Here is a 24,293-nt window from a genome sequence, read left to right as displayed (position 1 = left end):
CGCAGACCTTGAGCCACACTCCGGCCCCGGTGACCGCGCCGGCCACCTTCCGGACCGCCTCCTCCTCGACGTCGTCATCGGTCCTCGCGAGGCGACCCGGCGCTCTTGCCTGTGCGGGGTTGTTTCAGGGGGTGGCCGCCCGTGCGTCGTCCCGTCCCTGATCGCCCACAGCGAACGACCCGGCCCTCGGGGAACATCCACGGGCTCATGTGCATTGAGTCGGCATAGCTCAACTTGAATGCCGAGGGAGAGATCATGGCTTCGACGTCCGCACCGCTCACCCTGCCCGTACTGCCGCTCGACGACGAGGTCGTGCTGCCCGGCATGGTGGTGCCGCTGGACCTCAATGACACGGATGTACGGGCCGCGGTGGAGGCCGCCCAGGCGGCGGCGCGTGCGGAACGCGGCAAGCCGAGGGTGCTGCTGGTGCCGCGGATCGACGGCGCGTACGCGGCCACGGGTGTGCTCGGCACCGTCGAGCAGGTGGGCCGGCTCGCCGACGGCGACCCGGGCGCGCTGATCCGGGGACGCGGCCGAGTGAAGATCGGGGCCGGGACCACCGGGCCCGGGGCCGCACTGTGGGTCGAGGGCACCCGGGTCGAGGAGAGTGTGCCGGAGCCGCTGCCCGGCCATGTCGCCGAACTGGTCACCGAGTACAAGGCCCTGGCCAGCAGTTGGCTGCGCAAGCGCGGCGCCTGGCAGGTCGTCGACCGTGTGCAGGCGATCGACGACGTCTCCGCGCTGGCCGACAACTCCGGCTACTCGCCGTTCCTGACGACCGAGCAGAAGGTGCTGCTGCTGGAGACGGCCGACCCGATCGCCCGGCTGAAGCTCGCCACCCAGCAGCTCCGCGACCACCTCGCCGAGCAGGACGTCGCCGAGACCATCGCCAAGGACGTCCAGGAGGGCGTCGACAAGCAGCAGCGGGAGTTCCTGCTGCGGCGTCAGCTCGAAGCCGTCCGCAAGGAACTGCGCGAACTGAACGGCGAGAAGGAGGGCGAGGAGTCCGACGACTACCGCGCCCGGGTCGAGGCCGCCGACCTGCCCGAGAAGGTCAGGGAGGCCGCGCTCAAGGAGGTCGACAAGCTCGAACGGTCCAGCGACCAGTCCCCCGAGGGCGGCTGGATCCGCACCTGGCTCGACACCGTGCTCGAACTGCCGTGGAACGAGCGGACCGAGGACGCCTACGACATCCAGGGTGCCAAGGGTGTCCTCGACGCCGAGCACGCCGGCCTGGAGGACGTGAAGGAGCGCATCACCGAGTACCTCGCCGTGCGTAAGCGGCGTTCCGACCGCGGGCTCGGTGTCGTCGGCGGCCGGCGCGGCGGTGCCGTGCTCGCCCTCGTCGGGCCGCCCGGCGTCGGCAAGACCAGCCTCGGCGAGTCCGTGGCCCACGCCATGGGGCGCAAGTTCGTCCGGGTCGCCCTCGGCGGCGTACGGGACGAGGCGGAGATCCGCGGCCACCGGCGTACGTACGTGGGCGCGCTGCCCGGCCGGATCGTCCGCGCCATCAAGGAGGCGGGGTCGATGAACCCGGTCGTCCTGCTCGACGAGATCGACAAGGTCGGCTCCGACTTCCGGGGCGACCCGGCCGCAGCGCTGCTCGAAGTCCTCGACCCCGCCCAGAACCACACCTTCCGGGACCACTACCTGGAGGTCGAGCTGGACCTGAGCGACGTCGTCTTCCTCGCCACGGCGAACGTCCTGGAGGCGATCCCCGACGCGCTGCTCGACCGTATGGAACTCGTCCGGCTGGACGGCTACACGGAGGACGAGAAGGTCGTCATCGCCCGGGACCACCTGCTGCCGCGGCAGCTGGAGCGGGCCGGCCTCGACGCCGACGAGGTCACCCTCGACGAGAGCGCGCTGCGCAAGCTCGCCGGCGAGTACACCCGCGAGGCCGGGGTGCGCAACCTGGAGCGGTCGGTCGCCCGGCTGCTGCGCAAGGTGGCCGCCCAGCACGAACTGGGCGAGCGGGAGCTGCCGTTCACCGTCACCGACGCCGACCTGCGCGCACTGATCGGGCGCCCGCACCACGTGCCCGAGTCCGCCCAGGACCCGGCGGAGCGGCGCACGGCCGTCCCCGGAGTGGCGACGGGGCTCGCGGTCACCGGCGCCGGCGGCGACGTCCTCTATGTCGAGGCGTCGCTGGCGGACCCGGAGACGGGCGCGGCGGGGCTGACGCTCACCGGGCAGCTGGGCGACGTGATGAAGGAGTCCGCGCAGATCGCGCTCTCCTTCCTGCGCTCGCACGGCGCCGAACTGGAGCTGCCCGTCGCCGATCTGAAGGACCGGGGCGTGCACATCCACTTCCCGGCGGGCGCGGTGCCCAAGGACGGACCGAGCGCCGGTGTCACCATGACGACGGCCCTGGCCTCGCTGCTGTCCGGCCGGCTGGTCCGCACGGACGTGGCGATGACCGGTGAGGTCTCGCTCACCGGGCGGGTCCTGCCCATCGGCGGCGTCAAGCAGAAGCTGCTCGCCGCGCACCGGGCCGGGGTCACCACGGTGATCATCCCCAAGCGCAACGAGGCCGATCTGGACGACGTCCCCGCCGAGGTCCTCGACAAGCTGGAGGTCCACGCCGTCACCGACGTCCGACAGGTGCTGGAACTGGCCCTCGCCCCCGCGGAGGTGGCGGTCCCGACGGCCGCCTGACCTCGCTCGACAGCTCGACAGGCACGACAGCACGACAGCACGACGGCACGACGGCACGGCCGCCCGGCACAGGGGCGGCCCCGCGAAGCTCCGGCGGTGACGTGACGGACATCCGCCGGACGAGGGAAGGCCCGGGTCCCGTGAGGGAGGCCCGGGCCTCTCCCTTGGGCGGACCGCCGCGGGTGTGGCCCGTCGCGCGCGTGTTCCCGGCGGTCCGCGTCACCGCCCACCTGCGGAATACTTACGGCGCCGCCCGCGACGGCGGTCCGCGGCGGAAACTTTCGGCAACTCTTCGGCGACGTGGAACCGGGATCAGGAGCGCTGACGTGCAGGACGAGGGCGGAAACGGCGGCCGGGGCGACATCGGGCCCGGGATGCCGGCCGGTGGCATGGACCAGGCGTTCCTCGCGCTGGAGCGGGAACTGACGGTCCTGCTGCGGCGCGCCCGCGCCAAGTCCGGCGAGATGGCCCGGGCGGTCCACCCGGACCTGGAGTCCGCCGCGTACGGCCTCCTCGCCCGGCTCGACGAGACGGGACGGCTGCGCGCCACGGAGCTGGCCGCGTACATCGGCGTCGGCAAGGCCACGATGTCCCGTCAGCTGCGCGCCCTCGAACACCTCGGCCTCATCGCCCGCGAACCCGACCCGGCCGACGGCCGCGCCTGGCTCGTCCACCTCACGGACGAGGGACGGGCCCGGTTCCGCGCGGTGCGCGACGCCCGGCGGGTGGCATACGTACGCCAGCTGGCCGACTGGGACCGGGACGAGGTGGCCCAACTCGCACGGCTGCTGCACCAGCTGAACCGGGGCGCCGACGGCTGACGCCGCGAATGGCGCGCCGCGCCGGGTGACCGCGCCTCACCACGGCTCCCGGCACCCCGGCTGCGCCGGCTTCGGGGCGCCATGGATCACCGGTCCGTGCCCGCACAGCGATCCGTGCCGCACACGGGTCCGTGCCCGCGCACCTGCGCTCGCCCTTGCACGGTCCGTGCCCGCGCACCTGCGCGTGCCCTTGCACGGTCCGTGCCCGCGTACCGGCCCGTGCCCGCGCGTGCTGCACCAGCTGAACCGGGGCGCCGACGGCTGACGCCGCGAATGGCGCGCCGCGCCGGGTGACCGCGCCTCACCACGGCTCCCGGCACCCCGGCTGCGCCGGCTTCGGGGCGCCATGGATCACCGGCCCGTGCCCGCACCGTCCCGTGCCCGCGCGTGCCCGCGCACCGGTCCGTGCCCGCGCACCTGCGCGTGACCGCACCTTTCCGCTCCCTCACAGCTCCGCGAACACCACGCTCGCGTCGTCGTGGGTCTTCGCCCGGCCGAGGAAGCGGCGTTCGGTGTCGGCGGCCTCCAGGTCCCGGACCCGTTCCACCAGGGCGGCCGCGCCCTCCTTGCGCAGGTACGTGAAGCAGTCCTCCCAGCCGCCCTCGCGGAACATGTCCACCCAGCGGGTCGCCCCGTCGGTCAAGGCGGCCACGGAACGCACTCGTTCGCGCGGTACGGCCCCCGTGACGGCGCGCTCGGCGACGGCCGGATCCGCCGCCGCCGTCCAGAAGCCGCCCTCCTTGTTGCGGACCGTCGAGTCGGCGATCGCGGCGGTGGCGAGGGAGGCCCGCGGGAGCCGGGACAGACGGTCGTCCAGCACCGTCGTCACCAGCCCGTCCGGCCCCTCGAACAGCAGCGCGGAGTCGGAGAGGACCAGGTACTCCAGCGTCCGCGCCGACCACCGCGCCAGAACCACTGTGGCCTGTGGGGTTCTCGGGTGAGAAAGGTCACAGGTTTGGGCGTGCGCCCGGGCGGTACGGGAGATGCCCTGCGCAAGGACCGCGGCCAGGGGTGAATCCCGTTCCGAAAGGGACAGTTCGATCAGTGCGCCGCCGAGGCGGGAGGTGAACCATGCGACCGAATGTCGACAGCCGTAGTCGGCGGGCGGTGGTGTCACGCCGTCGAGGAGGACCACGGCACCGCCCTGTCCCCCGGCGGGAAGCGCGACCGACGCGAAGTCCTCGTTGGGGCGGGAGGGATGGCCGGGCTCAGAGACGAGTTCCGTACGCATTCGGCCAGTCTGCACGAGCCCTCCACAAGATCCGCGAAAGGCCGACAATGGTCGCCGTACGACGCGGACCCTCCCACTCGGGCGCCGGGTTTGGCATGGAATGATCGTGGCTGGGGAAGCGCGGCGGCGAATACTGCCAAAGCGCGTCGCCGACGTCCAACCGGCCGACCGGGCGGGACATCGGCACGAGCCGGGGGAACTTGCCCGCCAACTCCCCGGCGATGTTCACTCCTTCGGGTGGCGGGACTGATGATGCGGGACCACCACCCACCGGCACTGGGAGGGTCGGGAGCCGTACCGGGGGGACGCTCACAAGTTGACGGAACGTCACCCGGGCCCATGGGTACACGAGTCAGGAATGCGAGCACCGGTGCAGAAGACGCGGCCTCGGCGCGCAGGCAAGAAGGCAGCTTCGAAGGCCTCCGCGGCCTCCCCGAACCAGCAGGGGACGGCGCAGCAGGCCCCCACCGTCGGCACCGGGCGCAAGGCGCACGTACGCAACCGGCTCATCATCGCCGTGGCCGTCGTGGCCGCCGCCATCGCGGGCGCCGGATCGCCCTCGGTCCTCGCCGCCTCGGAGCAACTGCACGACACCCAGTCCCTGGTCACGCTCGCCGAGCAGACCCAGGAGACACTCACCCTCGCCCACGCGCTCGCCGACGAGCGTGACGAGGTCACCGCGTACATCGCCGCCGGACGGCCCAAGTCGGCCGCCCCCGACGAGCAGCGCGCCGTCCGTGTCGACCGCCAGGTCGCGGAGCTGAGCGCCGACAGTGACACCTCCCCCGCGCTGCGCGAGGACATCCGGTCCATCGCCGCCGTACGGAAAGCGGCGCTCTCCGGCAAGAGCACCGCTCTCGAAGCGCACCAGGCGTACACCGCCGTCGTCGCCGAACTCCACGCGCTCGCCGAGGAACTCGCCCAGCAGCTGCCGCCCCGCGCGGGCGGTGGGGCGTACGCCCTCGCCGAGCTGGACACCGCCGTCCAGCAGGCCGCCGCCGCCCGTGGGCTGCTCGTCGCCGCGCTCAGCGTCCCGAGCACCACGCAGACCGTCATCGACCCGGTCACCGGACTGCCCACCACCACGACCGGCTCCTCCGCCGCCGACGACAAGCAGCGCGACGCCCTCGGCGCCGCCGCCCAGCAGGCCCGCGTCCGCTCCGACGCCGCCCTCGCCCACTTCCGCGAGACCGCGCCCACCAGTGCCCGCTCCTCCTACGACGCCACGGTCACCGGCCCCGAGGCCGACACCGCCGACAAGTACCTCACGCGCCTCACCGACCGGCCCACCCTCTCCGACGACGAGAAGACCACCAGCGCCGCCAAGGTCGACGCCGCGCTCTCCGCCCGCGTCGACCTGATGCGCGGCGCCGAGTCCTCTCTCTACGACCGGCGCACCAAGGACCTCGCCCAACTGCGCGACGACGACGTCACCGCGCTGGAGATCCGGGTCGCCCTCCTCGGCGCGCTGATGCTCCTCGCCGTCGGTGTCGCCACCGGCATGGCCCGCTCGCTCACCCGCCCGCTCGCGGTGCTGCGCATCGGCTCCGCCCGCGTCGCCGGCGACCCCCTGGCCGAGGAACCCGTCAAGTTCACCGGCCGCAACGACGAGTTCGCCCAAGTCGTCCGCTCGGTCAACGCGCTCCACGCACACGCCCTCGCCCTGCACGAGCGCCTCGCTCCCCTGGAGGGCGACCGCAAGCACCTCATCGGCCAGCGCCAGACCATGGCCGACGAACGCGATCGGCTGCGCGCCGAACTCGCCGAGGCCGGCGCCCACCTGGGCAGGATCCAGCACAGCATCAACGGCACGTTCGTCAACCTCGCCCTGCGTACCCTCGGCCTCGTCGAACGGCAGCTCGCCGTCATCGAGTCCCTGGAGGAGCGCGAGCAGGACCCCGACCGGCTCGCCACCCTCTTCAAGCTCGACCACTTCGCGACCGTGATGCGCCGCCACAGCGAGAACCTCCTCGTCCTCGCCGGCCACGAGCACATCCAGCACCACGCCGGAGCCGTCCCGCTGGTCGACGTCGTGCGCGCCGCGGTCAGCGAGATCGAGCGCTACGAGCGGGTCCGTATCGCCGCGCTGCCGCCGAGCGCGCAGATCGCCGGGTTCGCCGCCGACGACCTCAGCCACCTCCTCGCCGAACTCCTGGAGAACGGCACGACGTTCTCGCCGCCGGAGATGAGCGTCGAGGTCTCCGGCCGGCTGACGGAGAACGGCGAGGTCACCGTCTCCGTCCAGGACGGCGGCATCGGCATCCCCGCCGACCGGCTCGCCAAGCTCAACGCCCGCCTCACCGACTTCGACCCCGACGCCCCCCACGACCAGGAGGACGGCGAGGACCTCGGCCTCGGCCTCTACGTGGTGGCCCGCCTCGCCCACCGGCTCGGCACCCGGGTCCAGCTCCAGGAGCAGACCTCGGGCGGCACAGCCGCGGTCGTCGTCCTGCCCACGACGCTGCTGGCCACGACACCGGCCCCGCCCGCCACCGGGCCGGCGCCCACCGCCGGGCCCGTGCTGTCGCTGCCCGGCATCGCCGCCGAGACCAACGACGGCGCCCTGCCCGCCCGTACCGTCGCCGTCCGCGAACCCGAGGGCGACGGCGACCCGCTGATCGAGGCCGCGGAACGGGCGCTGCTCGCCCGGGACGCCGCCCGCACCGCCGGACGCGCGCGGAACGCGGCAAGCACGGCGGACGACGAGGACACCGCACCCGCCTCGGACGGGGACGCGACCACAGACACGGACGCGGCCGTCCGCGCGGGGAACGCGGACACGGCCACGGACACCGACACGGCCCTCCGCGCGGGGAACGCGGACACGGCCGGGGACGAGGACGACAACGTACGGGAGGACCCGCCGGGGGCCCCGACGGAGTCCGTCTCCGAGACCACCATGGAGCTGTTCGCTCCCGTGGTCCCGGAGCAGGACGCCGACGAGGACGCCGACGACCCGTACCCCATCGGCCCCGACACCCATGAGCGCGCCGCCGACGAGGGGGACGCGGCGCGCACCTCGGCGAGGGCCCCGCGCGTGACCGACAAGGGCCTGCCCAAGCGCACGCCCCGGATCACCGCGCCCGTGCCCACGGTGCCCAAGCCGCGCGCGGGGGGCGTGAACGCCGAGGAGCTCAGGCGTCGGCTCGGCGGATTCCACCAGGGGGCCAGGGAGGGACGCCGTGACGTCGAGGCGGAGATCGCCGAGCAGTCGGGCGAGACACGGGCACCCGAGCCACAGGAGTACCGGACAGAGGCAGTTGACACCACGGGGGGCACTTCCGAGGAGGCAAGCAGTTGACCGCGCCCAGTACCTTCGGCTTGAGCAGTGAAGCCCGCAACCTGCACTGGCTGCTGACCAACCTCGTCGAGGAGGTGCCGGGACTGCTGTCGGTCGCGGTGGTCTCCTCCGACGGTCTGCTGCTGCTCTCCTCCGACCCCGGCCGCAACGCCGAGGCCCGCGAGGCCCATGGCGAACGGCCCCAGGGCCCCCGGGGCTCCGCCGCCGACCTCGCCACCATCGTCTCCGGCATCGGCAGCCTCACCATCGGCGCCGCCAAGCTGATGGAGTTCGGCGGGGTCAAGCAGACGATGGTCGCGATGGACGAGGGCAGCCTCTTCGTGATGTCGATCAGCGACGGCTCGCTGCTCGGCGTCCATGGCTCCGCGGACTGCGACATGAGCGTCGTCGCGTACCACATGGCCCTCTTCGTCGGCCGTGCCGGACACGTCCTCACGCCCGAACTCCGCAGCGAACTGCGCAAGTCCCTGGAGGCCGAGGAGATCGAGGCGGCCGGGAGCAGGCGATGAGCGGCGCCAAGAAGACGAGGGCGCGCGCCCCCAAGCCGGGCTCGGCGAGGAAGCCGGGCCCGCAGCGGAGTGCCCACAAAAGACTCCCGATGCGCGGCGGGGACCGCAAACCCGCCCGCGTACGCCCCTACTCCCTGACGGGCGGCCGCACCCGCTTCGGTCATGTGCTGCTCGTCGAGACCTTCGTCGCCGTACTCGAGGCCCCGGCCGACAGGCCGGAGCCGGACGGGCCCACCGCCCACACGTCCGGCGGCGGAGGTTCCCCCACCGGCAAGGTGATGCCCGAGGTGCGGGCCATCGTCGAACTCTGCCGCCGTATGCGGACGGTGGCGGAGATCGCCGCGCTGCTCAAGATGCCGCTCGGCGTGGTCCGCGTCCTCCTCAGCGATCTCGCGGACCAGGGAAAGATCCGTGTGTACGGAACAGGTCACGGCCCGGGACAGCCGGACCGCGCTCTGCTGGAAAGGGTGCTGAGTGGACTCCGCAGTCTCTGACGCCGCCTCGCCTGGCGTCACCCCCGACGCCTCGCCCGGCGTCACCCCGGGCGTCACCGTCGACGCCCCCCGGCCCGGCGGCTTCGCCCGGGCCGCCTCCCGCGGTCTCGACCGCCTGGCCGGGGCGCCCGCGCCCCGGTACGAGCCGGAGCCCGAGGAGGACCTGAAACCCTGGCAGGCGGACCTGTCCCGCGCCCCCATCGCCACCAAGATCGTGGTGGCGGGCGGCTTCGGCGTCGGCAAGACCACCCTCGTCGGCGCGGTCTCCGAGATCACCCCGCTGCGCACCGAGGCCCTGATGACCGAGGCCAGCGCCGCCACGGACGACCTCTCCGCGACCCCGGAGAAGATCACCACCACCGTGGCCATGGACTACGGCCGCATCACCCTCGACGACGACCTCGTCCTCTACCTGTTCGGCACGCCCGGCCAGGAGCGGTTCTGGTTCATGTGGGACGACCTGGTGCGCGGCGCGATCGGCGCCATCGTCCTCGCCGACACCCGCCGTCTCACCGACTGCTTCCCCGCGCTCGACTACTTCGAGAGCTGCGGCCTGCCGTACATCGTCGCCGTCAACGAGTTCGACGACAGCGACCGCTACGAGCCGGAGGACGTACGGGACGCGCTGACCGTGCCCGCCCATGTACCTGTCATGATCATGGACGCGCGGAACCGGGCCTCGGTGCTGGAGACCCTGCTCGCGCTCTGCGGCCACGCGATATCCGTCAGCCCCGAGTAGCCCCGGCGGGGGCGCGGGGCACAGAGGCGTAGGAGACCAGTCCGGATGCGGAAGATACTCGTCGTCGGAGCCGGCCAGTCCGGGCTCCAGCTCGCCCTCGGCCTCCAGTCGCACGGGTACGAGGTCACGCTGATGTCCAACCGTACGGCGGACGAGATCCGGCACGGGCGGGTCATGTCGACGCAGTGCATGTTCCACACCGCCCTCCAGCACGAGCGGGACCTCGGGCTGAACTTCTGGGAGTCCCAGGCGCCGAGGATGACGGGCATCGGTGTCTCCGTCTCCGGCCCCGGCGCCGAGCGGCTCGTCGACTGGGTCGGGCGGCTCGACGGCTACGCCCAGTCCGTCGACCAGCGGGTGAAGATGGCCGACTGGCTGGACACGTTCGCCCAGCGGGGCGGCCAACTGGTCGTCCACGGCGCGGCCGTCTCCGACCTCGACTACTTCGCCCGGGTCTACGACCTGGTCCTGGTCGCCGCGGGCAAGGGCGAGCTGGTCTCCATGTTCGCCCGCGACGCCGCCCGTTCGCCGTTCACCCGGCCGCAGCGTTCCCTCGCGGCGGCGTACGTCCACGGCCTGGAGCCCCGCTCCGAGCACCCCGACCACGAGGTGGCCCGCTGCAACCTGGTGCCCGGCGTAGGTGAACTCTTCGTCACCTCCACGCTGACCACGTCCGGGCGGGCGGACCTGCTCTTCTGGGAGGGGGTGCCCGGCGGTCCGGCGGACGTCTTCCAGGGCGTCACCGACCCGGCCGAGCACCTCGCCCTGACCCTGGACCTCATGGAGCGGTTCGTCCCGTGGGAGCACGCGCGGACCGGCCGGGTCGAACTCACCGACGCCGGCGGGGTACTGGCCGGCCGGTACACCCCCGTCGTGCGGCAGCCGGTCGCCCGTCTGCCCGGCGGCGGGCTCGCCTTCGGCGTCGCCGACGTGGTCGTGGCCAACGATCCACTCACCGGGCAGGGCGCCAACACGGCGTCCAAGTGCGCGGCGGCGTATCTGCGGGCCATCCTGGACCACGGGGACGCGGAGTTCGACGAGGCGTGGATGCGGCGTACGTTCGAACGGTTCTGGACGCAGACGGCGGGCCCGGCGACGAAGTGGTCGAACGCGATGCTCGGGGAGCCTCCGGAGCACGTGCTGACCCTCATCGGCGCGGCCGGCGCCCTGCCCCGTGTGGCCGATCGCTTCGCGAACGGCTTCGACGACCCGGCGGACTTCGAGAACTACTTCTTCGAGGCGGAGAAGACCGAGGCGTACCTGTCGGAGGTCGCGGGCGGCTGAGCGCCGCGGCAGCGACCCCGGGCCGGGGCCGCTCCTCCCTCACCACACGTTGTAGCCCGTGTCCGAGCCCTTCTTCGCCGCCCTCGGGAGCTTCGGGAGGTCGAACCGTTTCAGGGGTTTGGCCTTGGGATCGGGGCGTACGGCACCGAGGAGGGGGTGGGCGGCGATCGGGGAGACCTTGATGGTGGTACCGGGGCGGGGGGCCTGCACGACCAGGCCCTTGCCGAGGTAGAGCGCGACATGGGTGGCCTTCGGGTAGTACAGGACCAGGTCACCGGGGCGCAGCTTGGTGAGGGGGATGCGCGGGAGGCGGGCCCACTGGGCCTGGCTGGTGCGGGGAATGCGGCGTCCGGCGTGCGACCAGGCACGGGAGGTCAGCCCCGAGCAGTCGTACGCCTTCGGGCCCTCGGCGCCCCACTTGTACGGCTTGCCGATCTGGGCGACCGCGTAGCGCAGCGCCTTCGCCCCGGTGCGGGTCGGCGGCCGGACAGAACTCAGCGCGCCGGAGGCGACGAGCCTGCGCTGGGCCTCGGCCGTCGTGTCCCTGTCCAGGCGTTCGATCCCGGCGAGCTGCTCGGCGGTGAGGGAGGCGAGGAGCCGCTCGACCTCGCCGAGACGGCTGCGTACCGCGTCGCGTACCTCCTGGCGGCGTTCGGTGAGGGTGAGCCGGCGGTCGAGGGCGGCGCGGGCCCGGCGGGCGAGGGCGTCCGTGGTCCGCTCGCTGCCGGTCATCCGCTCCACGGTCTGCGCGCGCTCCTGGGCGACCTGGCCGATCACATGGCCCTGCTCCAGCGCGCGGTTCGGATCGCGGGCGAGGAGGAGCCGCACGTACGGGGAGAGGTCGGTGGTGCTGTTCTGGTACTGCTGGCGGGCCAGCCGCCCCGCGGCGCCCCGGCTGTCGTGCAGGGAGAGCCGGGCCGCGCTGAGCCGCCGGTCGAGTCGCGCCACCTCCGCCCGCTGCTTCCGCAACTCCTCCTCGGTGGCGTTGTATGCCTCCGTGGCCTCCTCCGCCTCCTGGAACAGCCGCCGCAGATCGGCGAGGAGCCCGGCCACCGAGCGGGCGTCGCCGGCGGCGGTGTCGTCGTCGGCGGTGGCCCCGGCGGTGTCGTCGTCGGCGGTGGGTACGGCGATGTCGCTGTCGGGCGCGGGTCCGGCCGAGTCGCCCGGCGGCGGTGGCAGCGGGGCCGCCGCGGCCTGGACGGGTGCCGTCGTGAGGAGTGTGCCCGCCGCGACCGCCGTGGCCGTCGCCGTACGGACCAGGCGCAGGACCTTTCCTGACACGTCATCACCTCCGGTGCGCGGATGGGCCGTCCATCTCGCACCGGCAGGATGGGAGGAGCCGCGGGCGGGCGCGCGCCGGGTGGGCCGTCCGGCCCGCGGAGGTCACTCGTCGGGGGACGGCGGCCGCTCGGGCGGCGTGGCGGATTGCCGTCGCGGCCCCGACCACGGCCACTTCGGGCCCCGGCCCGGGTCCGCGTCCGGCGCGTACTCGTACGTCCACAGCTGCTGCATGAACCCGCCCCGCCCGGCGTCGACCCTGCGGTACACGAGCACCGTGTCGGGTCCGCCCGCCGGATCGGGCACGGGGACCCGGTACGTCTTCGGCGGGTGCCCGGTGATGCCGAGCAGCACCGGCAGGACGCGCCCGTCCAGGGGGCCGCCGACGAAAGGGGTGTCCTGTGTCTTCACCCGACCAGTGTCACAGGACCGGTGTCACAGCAGGTGGGCGGCGTCGCCGACCACGGGCAGGACCCGGCGGGCCAGAGCGCCGACGGCACCCTCCGCGGCCTCCATCGCGAGGGCGCCGCGCACGGCGGCCGCGGTCTGCGGGTCCCGGCCGGCGGTGACGATGACACAGGCGACGAACTGCTCCACGAGCCAGTCCCGCAGCTCCGCCACGTCCGGCTGCTTGCCCTCGTCGAGCCAGATGAGGGAGGCGGCCTCCACGGCGGTGATCCACATCCGGACCGTCATCCGCAGCCGGAGGTCGGGCTCCGCGACCTCCAGATGCCGCAGGATGTGCTCCGCGGCGGCCCGCCGCACACCGTCCACGATGGCCGTCGCCCGTGACGTCTCCACGACGCTGCCGCCCTGGAGCAGGGCGCTGAAACCGGCGTCGTGCCCGGCGACGAAGGTCAGATACCGGTCGAGGGCGCGGGACAGCCGGGCGGTCAGGGGGCCCTCGGCGGGCTCGTCGAAGCAGTGCTCCAGCTCCTCGGCGGCCGAGCGGAGGGCGGCCTCGTAGAGCTGCTGCTTGCCGCCGGGGAAGTAGCGGTAGACGAGGGGGCGGGAGACCCCGGCCGCCTCCGCGACGTCGTCGAGGGAGACGTCCTCCGGGGCGTTGTGCGCGAAGAGTTCCAGGGCCGCGTCGAGGAGCTGACTGCGCCGCTCCTCGACGCTCAGGCGGCGGTACGCGCGGGTGGGGGCCTCGGACGTCATACCGGCAGGGTAGTCGTGTGACGGGGGTCGGGCGCGTTCCAGCACGGGGCCGGGGGTGCGTTGGCGGGTGCGGGTTCGTCGTGGTTTCTCGCGCAGTTCCCCGCGCCCCTGAAACGCGCCCGGGGCTGCGCCCCGTGCTTTTCGGGAGGCCCCCACTCACCCTCAGTCGTCGACGAACCCGTGCCCCCGAGTCATGCGGCGCCCTACCGCCTACCCCAGCAGCCCCGAGGACTTCCACATCCGCCGCCCCACACCCCGGAGCACCCCGATGTCGTCCAGGAAGTCCGTCAGCCGGCGCGCCCCCGTCTGCATGATGTCCCGCCGGTGCGCGCTCGCGCGGACCTGCGCGAGCGCCTCGCGCTGGTCGAGGCCGACGTTGGTGTAGACGTCGGGATTGATGAACGCCACGGAGAAGACCCGGGCGAACTCACCGGAGGTGACCCGCGTGAAGCTGCGGGACAGCCGGGGCGCCGTCACCATCTGCCGGCGCAGCTCCTCGCGGGCGTACCGCACGTGCCGGGCCTCCTCGACCACATGGATCCGGGTCACCCCGCGGACGAGCGGCTGGACCCGCTCGTCCGGGAACGTCAGTCGCTGCATCCAGTCGAGGATCTCCTCCCCGAGGAGGGTCGCCGTGAAGGACCCGGGGGTCGTGGAGATCGTCTTGAAGACCCGCCCCAGGTTCTGGTGCGTACGGCTCACCGGGTAGTACGGGGTTTGGCCCTTGCTGATCAGCCGGGCGAACATCTTCGAGTGCCGGCACTCGTCCTCGATCTCGGTCAGCGCGTAGCGCACATGCGCGCTGGTCGCCGCCTTGTCGTAGATGTGCCGTACGAGCAGCTGCATGAGGATGATCTCGAACCAGATGCCGAGCGAGGCCAGCGCGGCCGCCTCGTGCTGGGACAGGGCGATCCGCTGCTCCTCCGACATCCGCCGCCACATCGGCGTCCCGTACAGCGACACCAGCTCGGGCGGCCAGAACCACTTCCCCGGCTCGAAGGGCGCGTCCCAGTCCAGCTCCTTGTCCGGGTCGAAGGAGTGCTTCGCCGAGGAGGCGAGCAGGCGCTCGGCCACCTGCTCACGGTCCTTGAGCAGGCCGAGGGCGTCACGGAGCACCTCCGCCTCGGACACCGAGGTCACCGTCGTCATGGCTGTTCCCACCTCGTCGTACGGGGATTTTCGGTCAGTTACCGGCGGTCATCGCTTATGAGACTACTTGTCAGCAAGAGCGTCAATCCCCTGCGCGAGACTTGTTGACGACACGTCTACCGGTGGGGTCCGCGCGGCGTCGGCGGACCGGTCGGGCGCATGCGGCGACGGCGGAGCGAACGCGGCCGGAACTGTCGGTGAAGAGGCGCTCGGGGAAGACGCCGGGGTCTCCTGCGCGGGCCGGCGGCTGAGTAGCTTGCCCGGGGTGTCCATGCCTCCTCCGCCCCTGCCCCCGCCGTCCCCGCCCGCGCGCGGGCGCCGGATCGGGCTCGTCCTCGGGTTCGTGGGCGGGGCCGTCGCCCTGCTGGCGGTGGGCGGGGCCGCGTTCGTGGTCCTCCAGGGCGGCTCCGACGCCGCCTACCCGGACGCCGAGTACCGGCTGACGCTGCCCCCGAAGCTCCTGGACGGCGCGTACGAGCTGGAGCGGGACTACTCCGACGCGTCCGACGGTGCCTTCGCGCGGGACGCCGGGCGCACCCTGGGCGGCCGGGACGTCGAGGCGGCCGTCGCCACGTACACACCGGTGAACCGTGGCGGGCAGTTGTCGATCTCGGGCCTGTACGGCCGCTTCGCGGACCCCGGCGGGGCGCGCGACACGATGCTGGAGCGTGCCGCCGGGGCCGACGGCACCGAGATCGCCGTGCCGCCCCGCGACTTCCGTCCCTCCGGTTCCGACACCACCGTGACCTGCCGGCTTCTCGCCCGGCAGGACCTCGGGGCGCGGACGGTGGGTCCGCAGTGCGCCTGGAACGACGGCGACACCGGGGTGATGGTCCTGGTGGTCGACCCCGCGCTGACCAGCGAGGACCCGGACAAGGTGGACCTGGAGGCGAGCGCCGAGCCGACCCTGCGGGTGCGGGACGACATGCGTCGGCCGATCCGCTGACCCCCGCCCCCGGTCGCGGCGGCGTCAGCCGACGGTGACCCCGGCTTCCGGCTCGGTGGCCGGCCCCCCGTGCGGCTCCGCCGGGCCCGCCGGGAACGTCGTCCGCAGGGTGAAGGCGTACGGCGTCGGGCCGTGCGCCCTGAGGTGCAGGAGCCGTTCCTCCGCCTCGGCGACGGAGGGGCGGTGGCCGGCCGGCACCCACCACAGGGCGGTGACCGCCTCCGTCGGCCGCTCGAACCACTCCCTGCGGCGGGCCAGCAGCTCCCGGTGCCGCCCCTGGTACATGAACGTGGTCAGGGCGTCGATGTCCTGCCACGACGTCAGATTGACGATCAGCCACGCGTCCCCGAGGACGGGGACGTCCGTGGCGTTGCCCGACTCGCTCTGCAGACGCCAGACGAAGCCGGGGGCGGCGTCCGCCACGGCGTTCACGGGGTCCAGCGCGTCGACGAAGTCCTTCAGCAGGGGCGAATCGAGGGGGGCTTTCAGGCGGGCGATGTTCACCTGGGCGAGTTCGTACGCGACGGCGGTCATGAACCGGACGATAGGTCGGGCGTCTCGCGGGAGACACCCGTTATCTCAGCAGGCGGACACTCACCCGGCCCTCTTCAGTACCGCCCTCATCACGTCCCGTGCGATCGGGGCGGCGTCCCCGCCGCCGCTGATCTCGCCCCGTACCGCGTCCGCGTCCTCGACCACCACCGCCACGGCCACTTCGGGCTCCAGTGCGTCATGGGACTGGGCCCAGCCGATGAACCAGGCGTACGGGGTGCCGGAGTTGCCGAGGCCGTGCTGGGCGGTGCCGGTCTTGCCGCCGACGGCGGCGCCCCGGATACGGGCCTTGCCGCCGGTGCCGTCGGTGACGACCCCGAGCATCAGTTCGCGCAGCCGTCTCGCGGTCGTCGAGGTCATCGCCTGGCGGAAGGTCCGGGTGCCGACGGTGGAGACGGTGCGGCCGTCGGCCGTGGTGGTGCGCTCGATGAGGTACGGCGACCTGACGGTGCCCCCGTTGGCGACGGCCGCCGTGACCATCGCCATCTGTAGCGGCGTGGCCCGGGTGTCGAACTGGCCGATGGAGGACAGGGCGAGCTGGGCCCGGTCCATGTGGGTGTCGAAGCTGCTCGGCGCCACGGAGAACGGGATGCGCACCCCCGAGTCGTTGAAGCCGAAGGCGCGGGCCGTGTCCCTCATGGGGCCGAGGCCGACGTCCACACCGAGTTTCGCGAACACCGTGTTGCAGGACCACTCGAAGGCGTACCGCAGCGAGGCGTTCTCGCAGCCCTCGACCTCGTTCGCGAGGGAGGTGGTGGTGCCCGGCAGGGTGTAGGGGGCGGGCGAGCGGGTCGGGGCGTCGACATCCTCGACGACCCCGGCGTCCAGCGCGGCGGCGGCCGTCACCACCTTGAAGGTGGAGCCCGGCGGATAGGTCTGCCGCACCGCCCGGTTGAGCATGGGCTTGCCCTCGTCCCCGTTGAGCCGTGCCCAGGCCCGCGCCACCGAGGGGCCGTTCCCGGAGAGCAGTCCGGGGTCGTACGAGGGGCGGGACACCAGCGTCAGGACGCGCCCGGTGGCCGGTTCGAGGGCCACGACCGCGCCCCGGCGGGTGCCCAGCCCCCGGTAGGCCGCCCGTTGCGCCGCCGCGTCGACGGTGGTGACGACCTCGCCGCCGGCGTTCTGGTCGCGGGTGATGTCGTTCCACAGCGGCAGGAAGGACAGCATCGGGTCACTGCCGTCGAGGAGGGGGTTCTCGGCGTGCTCCAGCAGCGTCGTCCCGTACACCTGCGAGGCGAAGCCCGTGACCGGCGCGTACAACGGGCCGTCCCGGTAGGTCCGTTCGTAGCGGAGCTGCTCTCCCGTGTCCTTCGAACCGGTGACGGGCCGGCCGCCGACCAGGATGTTCCCCCGCGGCTGGCTCCAACGGGCGATCTCGGGGCGGCGGTTGGCGGGATTGGCGTCGTAGGCACGGGCCTGGAGGACCTGCACGCGGGTGGCGTTGACCAGGAGGGCGACGAGCAGCAGGGCGCACAGCGCGGCGGCACGGCGGATGTACTTGGTCACGCGCCCTTCCCTTCCGGGCCCTCGTACTGCCGGCGGGCCGAGTCGCTCAGCCGCATCAGCAGGGCCACGATGATCCAGTTGGTGACGACCGAGGAGCCGCCCTGGGCCAGGAAGGGCATGGCCATGCCGGTCAGCGGGATCAGCCCGGTCACGCCGCCCGCGATCACGAAGACCTGGAGGGCGATGATCGAGGCCAGACCGATGGCGAGCAGCCGCCCGAAGGGGTCGCGCAGGGCGAGACCGGCGCGGTAGCCGCGCTCCACCAGCAGGGCGTAGAGCAGGAAGATCGCCGACAGCCCGACCAGGCCCAGCTCCTCGCCCGCCGTGGCCAGGATGAAGTCCGACTTGGCGGCGAAGCCGATCAGGATCGACTCGCCGAGACCCAGCCCGGTGCCGAGCAGCCCCCCGGCCGCGAACGCGAAGAGCGACTGCGCGAGTTGGTTGGGACCGTGGCCCGCCTCGATGGACGCGAACGGGTGCAGCCAGTCCTCCACCCGGACGTGCACATGCGGTTCCAGCCAGCCGACGGCCACCGCGCCCACCCCCGCGAGCAGCAGTCCCACCGCGATCCAGCCGGTACGGCCCGTGGCGACGTACAGCAGGATGACGAACAGGCCGAAGAACAGCAGCGAGGTGCCCAGGTCCCGCTCCAGGACCAGCACCCCGACGCTCAGCAGCCAGATCGTGACGATCGGCCCGAGCACCCGCCCCGTCGGCAACTGGAGGCGCTTGAACCGCCAGATCTGTCGCCCGGCGTACGCCAGCGCGTTGCGGTTGGCCGCGAGATAGCTGGCGAAGAACAGCGCCAGCAGCACCTTCGCGAACTCGCCGGGCTGGAGGGAGAATCCGGCGATCCGCACCCAGATCCGGGCACCGTTCACGGGCGGGAAGAGGATCGGCAGCGCCAGCAGCACCAGCGCGCCCACCACCGAGACGTACGCGTACCGCTGGAGCACCCGGTGGTCCCGCAGCAGGACCATGACCACGATGAACAGCCCGATGCCCAGTGCCGACCAGTTCAGCTGGGCGGGTGCCGCCTGGTCGGCCGGGGTCTCCAGGTCCAGCCGGTGGATCAGCACCAGTCCCAGCCCGTTCAGCAGCACCGCGATCGGCAGCAGCAGCGGATCGGCGTACCGCGCCCGCAGCCGCACCGCCAGATGGGCCAGCAGCGCGAGCACGCCGAGCCCGGCGCCGTAATCGGCGGCGCCGGGCGGGACGGTGCCGTTCTTCGCGAGGCCGACGGCGCAGTAGCCGTACACGGAGAGCAGGACGGCCATGACGACGAGGCTGAACTCGACGCCTCTGCGCCGGGGGAGGCGAACGGCGGGCGGGGACGGGTCCGCCGGACCCGCCGCCAGGGTCGTTCCGGCCTTGGTGGTCATGTCCGGAACTTACCCAAATGGAATGTCTTGTGCGCCGTGTCGCTCAACTCAGCACCAGCGTGGCGTCTTCCGCGCGTCGATGTAGCGGGCCGACCCCCAGGCCCAGGTGCCGTCGGTGAGCAGGTACCAGTAGCGGTTGCCGTCGATGCTCTGGCCCGTGGTCCGGCAGAAGATGGAGACGATCTCGCCGTACGGCGCGACCCGGATGACCGCGCCACCGCGGTTCGGCGCGCTGCGCAGGATCAGTCCGGAGCGGGCCGTGACCTGCCCCTTGACGGTCTTCTTGGTGGGGCCGGCGAGGCCCCGTTCGTCGTCGGCGGCGGCGGGGGTGGTGGCCGCGAGCGCCACGAGAGCGCCACCGGCGGCGGCTATGCCGAATCGCATGAGCAGAATCCGCAGGGACATGTGATGCTCCTCCAGAAAGGGGGCGAAGCTGACTAATCGCCACGTTAGGAGGAGGGGGAGCAGGACGCCTTCTGCGTTGGGCCATCGGAGCAGCGCCGCACTCTGAGGAGCTGTCAGTCCTCGCTCTTGGGCAGCCGCAACGCGGCCCTCGCGCCCCCGTCGGAGGCGTTCGAGAACTCCAGCTCCGCCCCCAGCACCTCCGCCTGCCCCACGGCGATCGTCAGCCCCAGCCCGTGCCCCTTGGCGGAGCCCTCCGTGCGGAACCGCTGCGGCCCGTCGGCGACGAGGTACTCCGGGAACCCGTTCCCGTGGTCCCGCACGGTCACCACCGGCCCGTCCACGGTGAGCACCACGGGAGGCGCCCCGTGGCGGTGCGCGTTGGCCACCAGGTTCCCCAACACCCGCTCCAGCCGTCGCCGGTCGGTCTCCACACAGCTGTCCTCGACGACGCACACCTGCGTGCCGGCACCGGCGTGCGCGGCCACCCGCTCCGCCAGCACGCCCAACCGGACGTCCTCCAGGTCCAGCCGCTCGCTCCCCGTCTCCAGGCGGGAGATCTCCAGCAGGTCCTCGGTCAGTGTCCGCAACGCGGCCACCCGGTCCCGCACCAGCTCCGTCGGCCGCCCCGGCGGCAGCAGTTCGGCCGCCGCGTGCAGTCCCGTCAGCGGCGTCCGCAGCTCGTGCGCCACGTCCGCCGTGAACCGCTGCTCGCTGAGCAGCTTCCGCTGGAGCGTCGACGCCATCGTGTCCAGCGCCGCGGCCACCGCCGCCACCTCGTCCCGGTACCGCGCCGGATCCGTCGTCCGGGGATCACCGACCCGGGCGTCCAGGTCGCCCGCGCTGATCCGCCGCGCCACCTGGGAGGTCGTGCGCAGCCGTCGGGTGACCCGGGTGACGCCGAGCGCGCCCAGCGTCAGCGTCACCCCGATCGCCAGCGCCGACGAGCCCAGGATGGCCCGGTCGAGCGCCTCGATCGTGTCCGCGCTCTGCGCGTAGTCGAGCCGTACGGCGAGCGCGCGGCCGTCGGCGGGGGTCGCCGCCCACATCGTGGGGTGGCCGTCGACGACGCCGACCATCGTGCCGCGCCGCCCGCTCTCCGCCAGCGCGCGCAGCGACCGCGGCAGCCCCGGCGGATCGACCTCGGCGTCCGGCGGGAGCCGGTTCCCCGCCTCGTACGCCCGGGTCGCGCTCTCCAGCCGGCCGAGGGCCCGTGAGCGGGCGTCGCTGACCGTCTGGTTGGTCACGGAGACATGCACGAGGGCACCGAGCAGCGCGGCCAGACCGCAGCACATGACGGTGATGAAGGCCAGCGCCTTCCAGGTGAGCGAGGCGGCCCGCCGACGCAGCCCCGGTCGCCTCCCCGGGGCGCGCGTCCCGAGCCCTCCGCCGGACTTCATGGGCCCTCCGCCGGCAGGACGGACGACGAGGACGACAAGAACGACAAGGGTGACGAGAACGACAAGGACAGCGAGGACGAGGTGGACAGCGAGGACGAGGTGGACGATGTGGGTGACGACGCGGACGACGACCGGGACGGCGACGCGGACGGCGCACGCGAAGAGGCGGGGCTCCCGGACGGCCCCGCCGACCCCCCGACCCGGAGGATCTCGTCCCGGGTGAGCAGCATCGCCCGCTGCTCGTCGTCCCAGTTCCACTGGGTGCGGTACTCGTAACCCTCGATCGCCGCGGGCGACCGGATGATCACCGTACGGCCGGCCAGTTCCACCGCGATCACCGCGTCGTCGTTGGCCAGCACCTGCACCAGCCGGCCCTTGCGCAAGGTGTACATCCGCACGGCCGTCTGGTTGCCCGGCAGCAGCCGGAAGCCCAGCACCAGGTCGTCGTGCCCGTCGCCGGTGAGGTCCCGGTAGTAGGCCTCCAGGACGGGGCACTCCTCCCGGTCGCCGCCCGGCCCGCAGTCGGCCATGCGCCGGACCGTTCCGCGGTACGGCCCGGTGGAGGGCGCGTACACGTCCGGGTGCGCGGCGATCTCCGCGCGCACGACCGCCACCGGGTCCACCTTCCGGAGGTCGCCGCCGGGCGCGGTGACCCCCTTGACCACCTCGGTGTCGGCCTCGCCGAAGTCGTAGGCGGGGGAGGAGGCGGGCGGCTGCCCCGGCCACAGCCGGGTCGGGCCGTTCGCGGTGGGCGTCGCGCCCGCGCTCACCAGAGCCCCGGAGTCGCCGCAGCCCGTCAACGGCACGACGACGGCCGCGACGAACGCGGCGCCGACGGCCGCGCGCGCGGACCGGCTGCGGAACACGGGACTCCTGGATGCGGAAGGACGACTTTCGGTCCCGTACACCTTATGCGTGGCTCGATCCGCCCTCAGGGCCGCCTGCGGTCGGCGTGATCCGGACGACGGACCCTACTCGGCGAGTTCCTCCAGCTCCTCCAGGAGGCGCACGGTCGGCAGGCCGGTGTGCAGATACTCCACGAACAGCTCGTTGTGCAGCGCCCACGGCGAGCGGCGGGTGCGGATCAGCCGGATCGCCTCCTCGGCGGAGTGCCCGTCGCGGACCAGCGCGTGCGCGACGACCAGACCGGACCGGTTGTAGCCGTGGAAGCAGCGGACGAGGACCTTCCGGCCGTCCTCCAGCGCGTCGCACGCGGCCTGCGCCAGCCGCATCACGCCCGCCAGCTGCGTCCCGTCGAGCGGTCCGTCCGGGATCGGCCACACATGGTGCTCGACGCCGTCCCCCGGCCCGTACCCGGGGAGCCGCAGCAGGGACAGCACGAGATCGAACTCATCGCCCACGACGGCGACTTCGACTTCTCCGGTGCCGGTCCGCCCCGCGAACTCGTGCCCGCCCATCCACAGGCCGGGCACGATCTCGCTCCACGGTTCGAGCGGAGCCGGAACGTCGGGTTGCTTTCTGCGCGGCGGCAACGGCGGCCTCCCCAAGCCCCTGACGACGGGTCGTCCCCCCAAAGGTATCCGGGTTCTTGCCGATGGAGCACCCTGCCTGTTCCCATGGTCGGGGGTGATGGTGCATGAACGGACTGCGCGTCATACCGACCCGGCGGCACGGACAGGAGCGCCTGTACGTGTGCCGGACCGACGGGAGCAACGTCGCCTGGTACGACCGAGACACGGGCCGGGTGAACCTCCTGAGCGAGGAGTCGAGAGCGGACGTGCTCGCCGCCCTCCACCCCTTCGTCGCCGGACCGGTCACGGTGGGCCCGCCACCCGTGCCCACCGCCGCCGAGCTGGCCCGGCTGACCCTGCACCCCGACGACGACCTCGCCCCCAACCGCCCCGGCGAGGCCCTGCTCGTCGACCTCGACCGCGACCCCGGACCGCCGCACCGGCTGCGCCCCGACCCGCGCCGCCGGGCCCTCACGGCGGAACAGACGATCGGGGCGCTGCTCGACGGGCTGGAGGGCGCGGGCTGGCGCACCCTGCACTCGGTGCCGCTGCCCGGCGGGGACCGCATCCACCACCTGGTGATCGGCCCCGGTGGCCTGTACTGCGTCCGCTCCCTCTACGCCCGCAGGCAGCGCGTCACCGTCTCCGACCCCCTCGTCGCCCTCGGCCGCCACGAGCCGCGCCCCCTGCTGCGCCGGCTCCGCGCCGACGCCGACCGGGCCGCCTACGCCCTCACCGCCGAGGTCCACCCCGTCCTCGCCCTCGTCGAACCCGCCGGCCTGCGCGTCGGCGCGCCCCCGCGCGAGGCCCGCGTCCTGACCGACGCCGACCTCCCCGGCCTCGCCCGCACCGGAGGTGTGCTCAAACCGGCCGACATCGAGGCCCTGTACGCGACGGCCAGGGACCGCGGCACCTGGACGAGGGCCTGACCGCCCGGACCGTCCGTCGACGGACAGGGCCGGGACGGGGGCTCACCGGGAAGGCGGACCGTCAGGGCAGTGGACGGGCGGCGGCCGGGTCGAGCAGGGGGGCCAGCAGGTCGCCGTAGTCCTGGAGGCGGGGCGCGATGTCGGGAGCCCGGAAGACCAGCCGGCCGGGGGAGGAGCACTCCTCCACCTCGGTCCAGGTGACGGGCGCCGACACGGTCGGCTCGGTGCGGGCCCGCAGGGTGTACGGGGCGGCCGTGGTCTTGCGGGCGGCGTTCTGGCTCCAGTCCACGAACACCTTCCCGGGGCGCAGGCTGCGCGTCATCCGGTGGACGACCCGGCGGGGCAGCGCCTGCTCCGCCTCCACGGCCAGCTCCTTGGCGTACTCCGTCACCCGCTCGGACGACGCCCCGCGCACCGCGCCCAGCAGATGCAGCCCCTTCGATCCGGACGTCTTGGCGAGAACCTCGATCCCGTCGGCCGCCAGCCGCTCCCGCAGCCAGCATGCGACCTCGCAGCACTCCACGACGCTCGCGGGCGGCCCCGGATCCAGGTCGAACACGATCCGGTCGGCCTCGTCGGGCGAGTCCACGGTCCACTGGGGCGTGTGGAACTCGGTGACGAGGTTCGACGCCCACATCAGGCTGGCCAGGTCCTGCACCAGCACCATCCGGGACGGCCCCTCCATGCGCCGCACCTCGGCGGTCGTGACCCACTCGGGGGTGCCCGGCGGCACGTTCTTGGCGAAGAACTGCTGGCCGCCGGGGCCGTCCGGGTAGCGGAGGAACGACACCGGCCGGCCCCGCAGATGGGGGAGGAGGGCGTCCGCGGTGGTGGCGTAGTAGTGCAGCAGCTCGCCCTTGGTGAAGCCGGTCGCCGGATGGAGGACCTTCTCCAGATTCGACAGGGCGACCCGGTGCCCCTCCACCTCGGTGATCGGCGTCATGCAACGAGAATCGCACGAGAGTGGGGCATAGTGCCTTGCCTGGAGGTCGGCGATCAGTAGGCGGGTGGGGCGACCGGCGAACGGGCGGGGCGACCGGTCGAGTCGGGTGGGGTGCCCGGTCGGGCCGGGTGGGGTG

At 73.1% G+C, this 24,293-nt stretch carries 22 protein-coding genes; 9 read left to right on the top strand and 13 right to left on the bottom strand.

The genetic code is table 11. The features are described from left to right. The first annotated feature begins 255 nt into the window (after positions 1 to 255). A complete protein-coding gene (gene lon / locus SMA5143A_RS33820) occupies positions 256 to 2,658 on the top strand; it encodes an endopeptidase La (RefSeq protein ID WP_107466657.1) in 2,403 nt (800 codons plus the stop codon). A 326-nt stretch (positions 2,659 to 2,984) separates the two neighbouring features. Beyond that, a complete protein-coding gene (locus tag SMA5143A_RS33815; protein ID WP_107466656.1) occupies positions 2,985 to 3,479 on the top strand; it encodes a MarR family winged helix-turn-helix transcriptional regulator in 495 nt (164 codons plus the stop codon). A gap of 445 nt (positions 3,480 to 3,924) precedes the next feature. Here SMA5143A_RS33815 and SMA5143A_RS33810 read toward each other — a convergent pair whose 3' ends face one another. Next, the gene (locus SMA5143A_RS33810; RefSeq protein ID WP_107466655.1) at positions 3,925 to 4,710 is read right to left on the bottom strand and encodes a protein phosphatase 2C domain-containing protein; all 786 of its coding nucleotides are present in this window, start codon (positions 4,708 to 4,710) and stop codon (positions 3,925 to 3,927) included. Between the two features lie 370 nt (positions 4,711 to 5,080). Between SMA5143A_RS33810 and SMA5143A_RS33805 the strand changes: the two genes are divergently transcribed. The 5 genes from SMA5143A_RS33805 (at position 5,081) to SMA5143A_RS33785 (ending at position 11,037) form a co-directional block, all read left to right on the top strand. Beyond that, positions 5,081 to 8,011 carry a sensor histidine kinase gene (locus SMA5143A_RS33805; RefSeq protein ID WP_107466654.1) on the top strand — a complete coding sequence of 977 codons (2,931 nt, stop codon included), beginning with the start codon at positions 5,081 to 5,083 and terminating at the stop codon, positions 8,009 to 8,011. Then, complete coding sequence (locus tag SMA5143A_RS33800) at positions 8,008 to 8,520, top strand: roadblock/LC7 domain-containing protein (protein WP_107466653.1); 513 nt, start codon at positions 8,008 to 8,010, stop codon at positions 8,518 to 8,520. Before SMA5143A_RS33805 ends, SMA5143A_RS33800 begins: the two co-directional genes overlap by 4 nt. An 89-nt stretch (positions 8,521 to 8,609) precedes the next feature. Continuing rightward, the gene (locus SMA5143A_RS33795) at positions 8,610 to 9,014 is read left to right on the top strand and encodes a DUF742 domain-containing protein (RefSeq protein WP_258193883.1); all 405 of its coding nucleotides are present in this window, start codon (positions 8,610 to 8,612) and stop codon (positions 9,012 to 9,014) included. Between the two features lie 115 nt (positions 9,015 to 9,129). After that, a complete protein-coding gene (locus SMA5143A_RS33790; RefSeq protein WP_258193882.1) occupies positions 9,130 to 9,753 on the top strand; it encodes a GTP-binding protein in 624 nt (207 codons plus the stop codon). Between the two features lie 45 nt (positions 9,754 to 9,798). Further along, positions 9,799 to 11,037, top strand: a complete 1,239-nt coding sequence (locus SMA5143A_RS33785; protein WP_107466650.1) for a styrene monooxygenase/indole monooxygenase family protein — start codon at positions 9,799 to 9,801, stop codon at positions 11,035 to 11,037. Positions 11,038 to 11,076: 39 nt separating this feature from the next. Here the strand turns inward: SMA5143A_RS33785 and SMA5143A_RS33780 are convergent, their stop codons facing one another. The 4 genes from SMA5143A_RS33780 to SMA5143A_RS33765 all read right to left on the bottom strand — a co-directional run bounded on the left by SMA5143A_RS33780 (position 11,077) and on the right by SMA5143A_RS33765 (position 14,625). After that, complete coding sequence (locus SMA5143A_RS33780) at positions 11,077 to 12,318, bottom strand: C40 family peptidase (protein ID WP_107466649.1); 1,242 nt, start codon at positions 12,316 to 12,318, stop codon at positions 11,077 to 11,079. Positions 12,319 to 12,420: 102 nt separating this feature from the next. After that, positions 12,421 to 12,726: a hypothetical protein gene (locus tag SMA5143A_RS33775; RefSeq protein WP_107466648.1), complete on the bottom strand. Its 306-nt coding sequence runs from the start codon at positions 12,724 to 12,726 to the stop codon at positions 12,421 to 12,423. A gap of 24 nt (positions 12,727 to 12,750) precedes the next feature. Then, positions 12,751 to 13,476, bottom strand: coding sequence for a TetR/AcrR family transcriptional regulator (locus SMA5143A_RS33770; protein WP_107466647.1), 726 nt, complete (start codon positions 13,474 to 13,476; stop codon positions 12,751 to 12,753). A gap of 210 nt (positions 13,477 to 13,686) precedes the next feature. After that, complete coding sequence (locus tag SMA5143A_RS33765; protein ID WP_107466646.1) at positions 13,687 to 14,625, bottom strand: AurF N-oxygenase family protein; 939 nt, start codon at positions 14,623 to 14,625, stop codon at positions 13,687 to 13,689. A 271-nt stretch (positions 14,626 to 14,896) separates the two neighbouring features. Here SMA5143A_RS33765 and SMA5143A_RS33760 point away from each other — a divergent pair, with 271 nt between their 5' ends. Further along, positions 14,897 to 15,571 carry a hypothetical protein gene (locus SMA5143A_RS33760; RefSeq protein WP_107466645.1) on the top strand — a complete coding sequence of 225 codons (675 nt, stop codon included), beginning with the start codon at positions 14,897 to 14,899 and terminating at the stop codon, positions 15,569 to 15,571. Positions 15,572 to 15,595: 24 nt separating this feature from the next. Here SMA5143A_RS33760 and SMA5143A_RS33755 read toward each other — a convergent pair whose 3' ends face one another. From SMA5143A_RS33755 to SMA5143A_RS33725, 7 genes are all read right to left on the bottom strand, one after another. After that, the gene (locus tag SMA5143A_RS33755) at positions 15,596 to 16,105 is read right to left on the bottom strand and encodes a DUF3291 domain-containing protein (RefSeq protein ID WP_107466644.1); all 510 of its coding nucleotides are present in this window, start codon (positions 16,103 to 16,105) and stop codon (positions 15,596 to 15,598) included. 60 nt (positions 16,106 to 16,165) lie between these two features. Beyond that, positions 16,166 to 17,629, bottom strand: a complete 1,464-nt coding sequence (locus SMA5143A_RS33750; protein ID WP_107466643.1) for a penicillin-binding transpeptidase domain-containing protein — start codon at positions 17,627 to 17,629, stop codon at positions 16,166 to 16,168. Then, the gene (locus tag SMA5143A_RS33745) at positions 17,626 to 19,011 is read right to left on the bottom strand and encodes an FtsW/RodA/SpoVE family cell cycle protein (RefSeq protein WP_107466642.1); all 1,386 of its coding nucleotides are present in this window, start codon (positions 19,009 to 19,011) and stop codon (positions 17,626 to 17,628) included. The genes SMA5143A_RS33750 and SMA5143A_RS33745 overlap by 4 nt, the downstream gene beginning before the upstream one ends. Positions 19,012 to 19,059: 48 nt before the next feature. Beyond that, positions 19,060 to 19,416 carry an SH3 domain-containing protein gene (locus SMA5143A_RS33740; protein WP_107466641.1) on the bottom strand — a complete coding sequence of 119 codons (357 nt, stop codon included), beginning with the start codon at positions 19,414 to 19,416 and terminating at the stop codon, positions 19,060 to 19,062. Positions 19,417 to 19,529: 113 nt separating this feature from the next. After that, the gene (locus SMA5143A_RS33735; protein ID WP_107466640.1) at positions 19,530 to 20,813 is read right to left on the bottom strand and encodes a sensor histidine kinase; all 1,284 of its coding nucleotides are present in this window, start codon (positions 20,811 to 20,813) and stop codon (positions 19,530 to 19,532) included. Further along, the gene (locus SMA5143A_RS33730; protein WP_107466639.1) at positions 20,810 to 21,679 is read right to left on the bottom strand and encodes a hypothetical protein; all 870 of its coding nucleotides are present in this window, start codon (positions 21,677 to 21,679) and stop codon (positions 20,810 to 20,812) included. The genes SMA5143A_RS33735 and SMA5143A_RS33730 overlap by 4 nt, the downstream gene beginning before the upstream one ends. A 105-nt stretch (positions 21,680 to 21,784) precedes the next feature. After that, positions 21,785 to 22,306 (bottom strand): protein-tyrosine phosphatase family protein, encoded by a 522-nt coding sequence (locus tag SMA5143A_RS33725; protein ID WP_107466638.1) that lies wholly within the window; start codon positions 22,304 to 22,306, stop codon positions 21,785 to 21,787. A 104-nt stretch (positions 22,307 to 22,410) separates the two neighbouring features. Here SMA5143A_RS33725 and SMA5143A_RS33720 point away from each other — a divergent pair, with 104 nt between their 5' ends. Next, a complete protein-coding gene (locus tag SMA5143A_RS33720) occupies positions 22,411 to 23,214 on the top strand; it encodes a nuclease-related domain-containing protein (protein WP_107466637.1) in 804 nt (267 codons plus the stop codon). Positions 23,215 to 23,275: 61 nt separating this feature from the next. On the opposite strand, the gene ligD is transcribed toward SMA5143A_RS33720, so the two are convergent. Beyond that, positions 23,276 to 24,157, bottom strand: coding sequence for a non-homologous end-joining DNA ligase (gene ligD, locus SMA5143A_RS33715; RefSeq protein WP_107466636.1), 882 nt, complete (start codon positions 24,155 to 24,157; stop codon positions 23,276 to 23,278). Positions 24,158 to 24,293 lie beyond the last annotated feature (136 nt).

The organism is Streptomyces sp. MA5143a (genome assembly GCF_900290235.1).
Taxonomy (GTDB): Bacteria; Actinomycetota; Actinomycetes; order Streptomycetales; family Streptomycetaceae; genus Streptomyces.
This window is presented reverse-complemented; position numbering and strand designations above follow the sequence as displayed.

What these genes read in the sequence shown, in the direction of transcription:
- lon (WP_107466657.1), top strand. Translation starts at nt 256, where the DNA reads ATGGCTTCGACGTCCGCACCGCTCACCCTGCCCGTACTGCCGCTCGAC.
- SMA5143A_RS33810 (WP_107466655.1), bottom strand. Translation starts at nt 4,710, where the DNA reads ATGCGTACGGAACTCGTCTCTGAGCCCGGCCATCCCTCCCGCCCCAAC.
- SMA5143A_RS33795 (WP_258193883.1), top strand. Translation starts at nt 8,610, where the DNA reads ATGCGCGGCGGGGACCGCAAACCCGCCCGCGTACGCCCCTACTCCCTG.
- SMA5143A_RS33785 (WP_107466650.1), top strand. Translation starts at nt 9,799, where the DNA reads ATGCGGAAGATACTCGTCGTCGGAGCCGGCCAGTCCGGGCTCCAGCTC.
- SMA5143A_RS33770 (WP_107466647.1), bottom strand. Translation starts at nt 13,476, where the DNA reads ATGACGTCCGAGGCCCCCACCCGCGCGTACCGCCGCCTGAGCGTCGAG.
- SMA5143A_RS33765 (WP_107466646.1), bottom strand. Translation starts at nt 14,625, where the DNA reads ATGACGACGGTGACCTCGGTGTCCGAGGCGGAGGTGCTCCGTGACGCC.
- SMA5143A_RS33760 (WP_107466645.1), top strand. Translation starts at nt 14,897, where the DNA reads ATGCCTCCTCCGCCCCTGCCCCCGCCGTCCCCGCCCGCGCGCGGGCGC.
- SMA5143A_RS33755 (WP_107466644.1), bottom strand. Translation starts at nt 16,105, where the DNA reads ATGACCGCCGTCGCGTACGAACTCGCCCAGGTGAACATCGCCCGCCTG.
- SMA5143A_RS33745 (WP_107466642.1), bottom strand. Translation starts at nt 19,011, where the DNA reads ATGACCACCAAGGCCGGAACGACCCTGGCGGCGGGTCCGGCGGACCCG.
- SMA5143A_RS33740 (WP_107466641.1), bottom strand. Translation starts at nt 19,416, where the DNA reads ATGTCCCTGCGGATTCTGCTCATGCGATTCGGCATAGCCGCCGCCGGT.
- SMA5143A_RS33735 (WP_107466640.1), bottom strand. Translation starts at nt 20,813, where the DNA reads ATGAAGTCCGGCGGAGGGCTCGGGACGCGCGCCCCGGGGAGGCGACCG.
- SMA5143A_RS33720 (WP_107466637.1), top strand. Translation starts at nt 22,411, where the DNA reads ATGAACGGACTGCGCGTCATACCGACCCGGCGGCACGGACAGGAGCGC.
- ligD (WP_107466636.1), bottom strand. Translation starts at nt 24,157, where the DNA reads ATGACGCCGATCACCGAGGTGGAGGGGCACCGGGTCGCCCTGTCGAAT.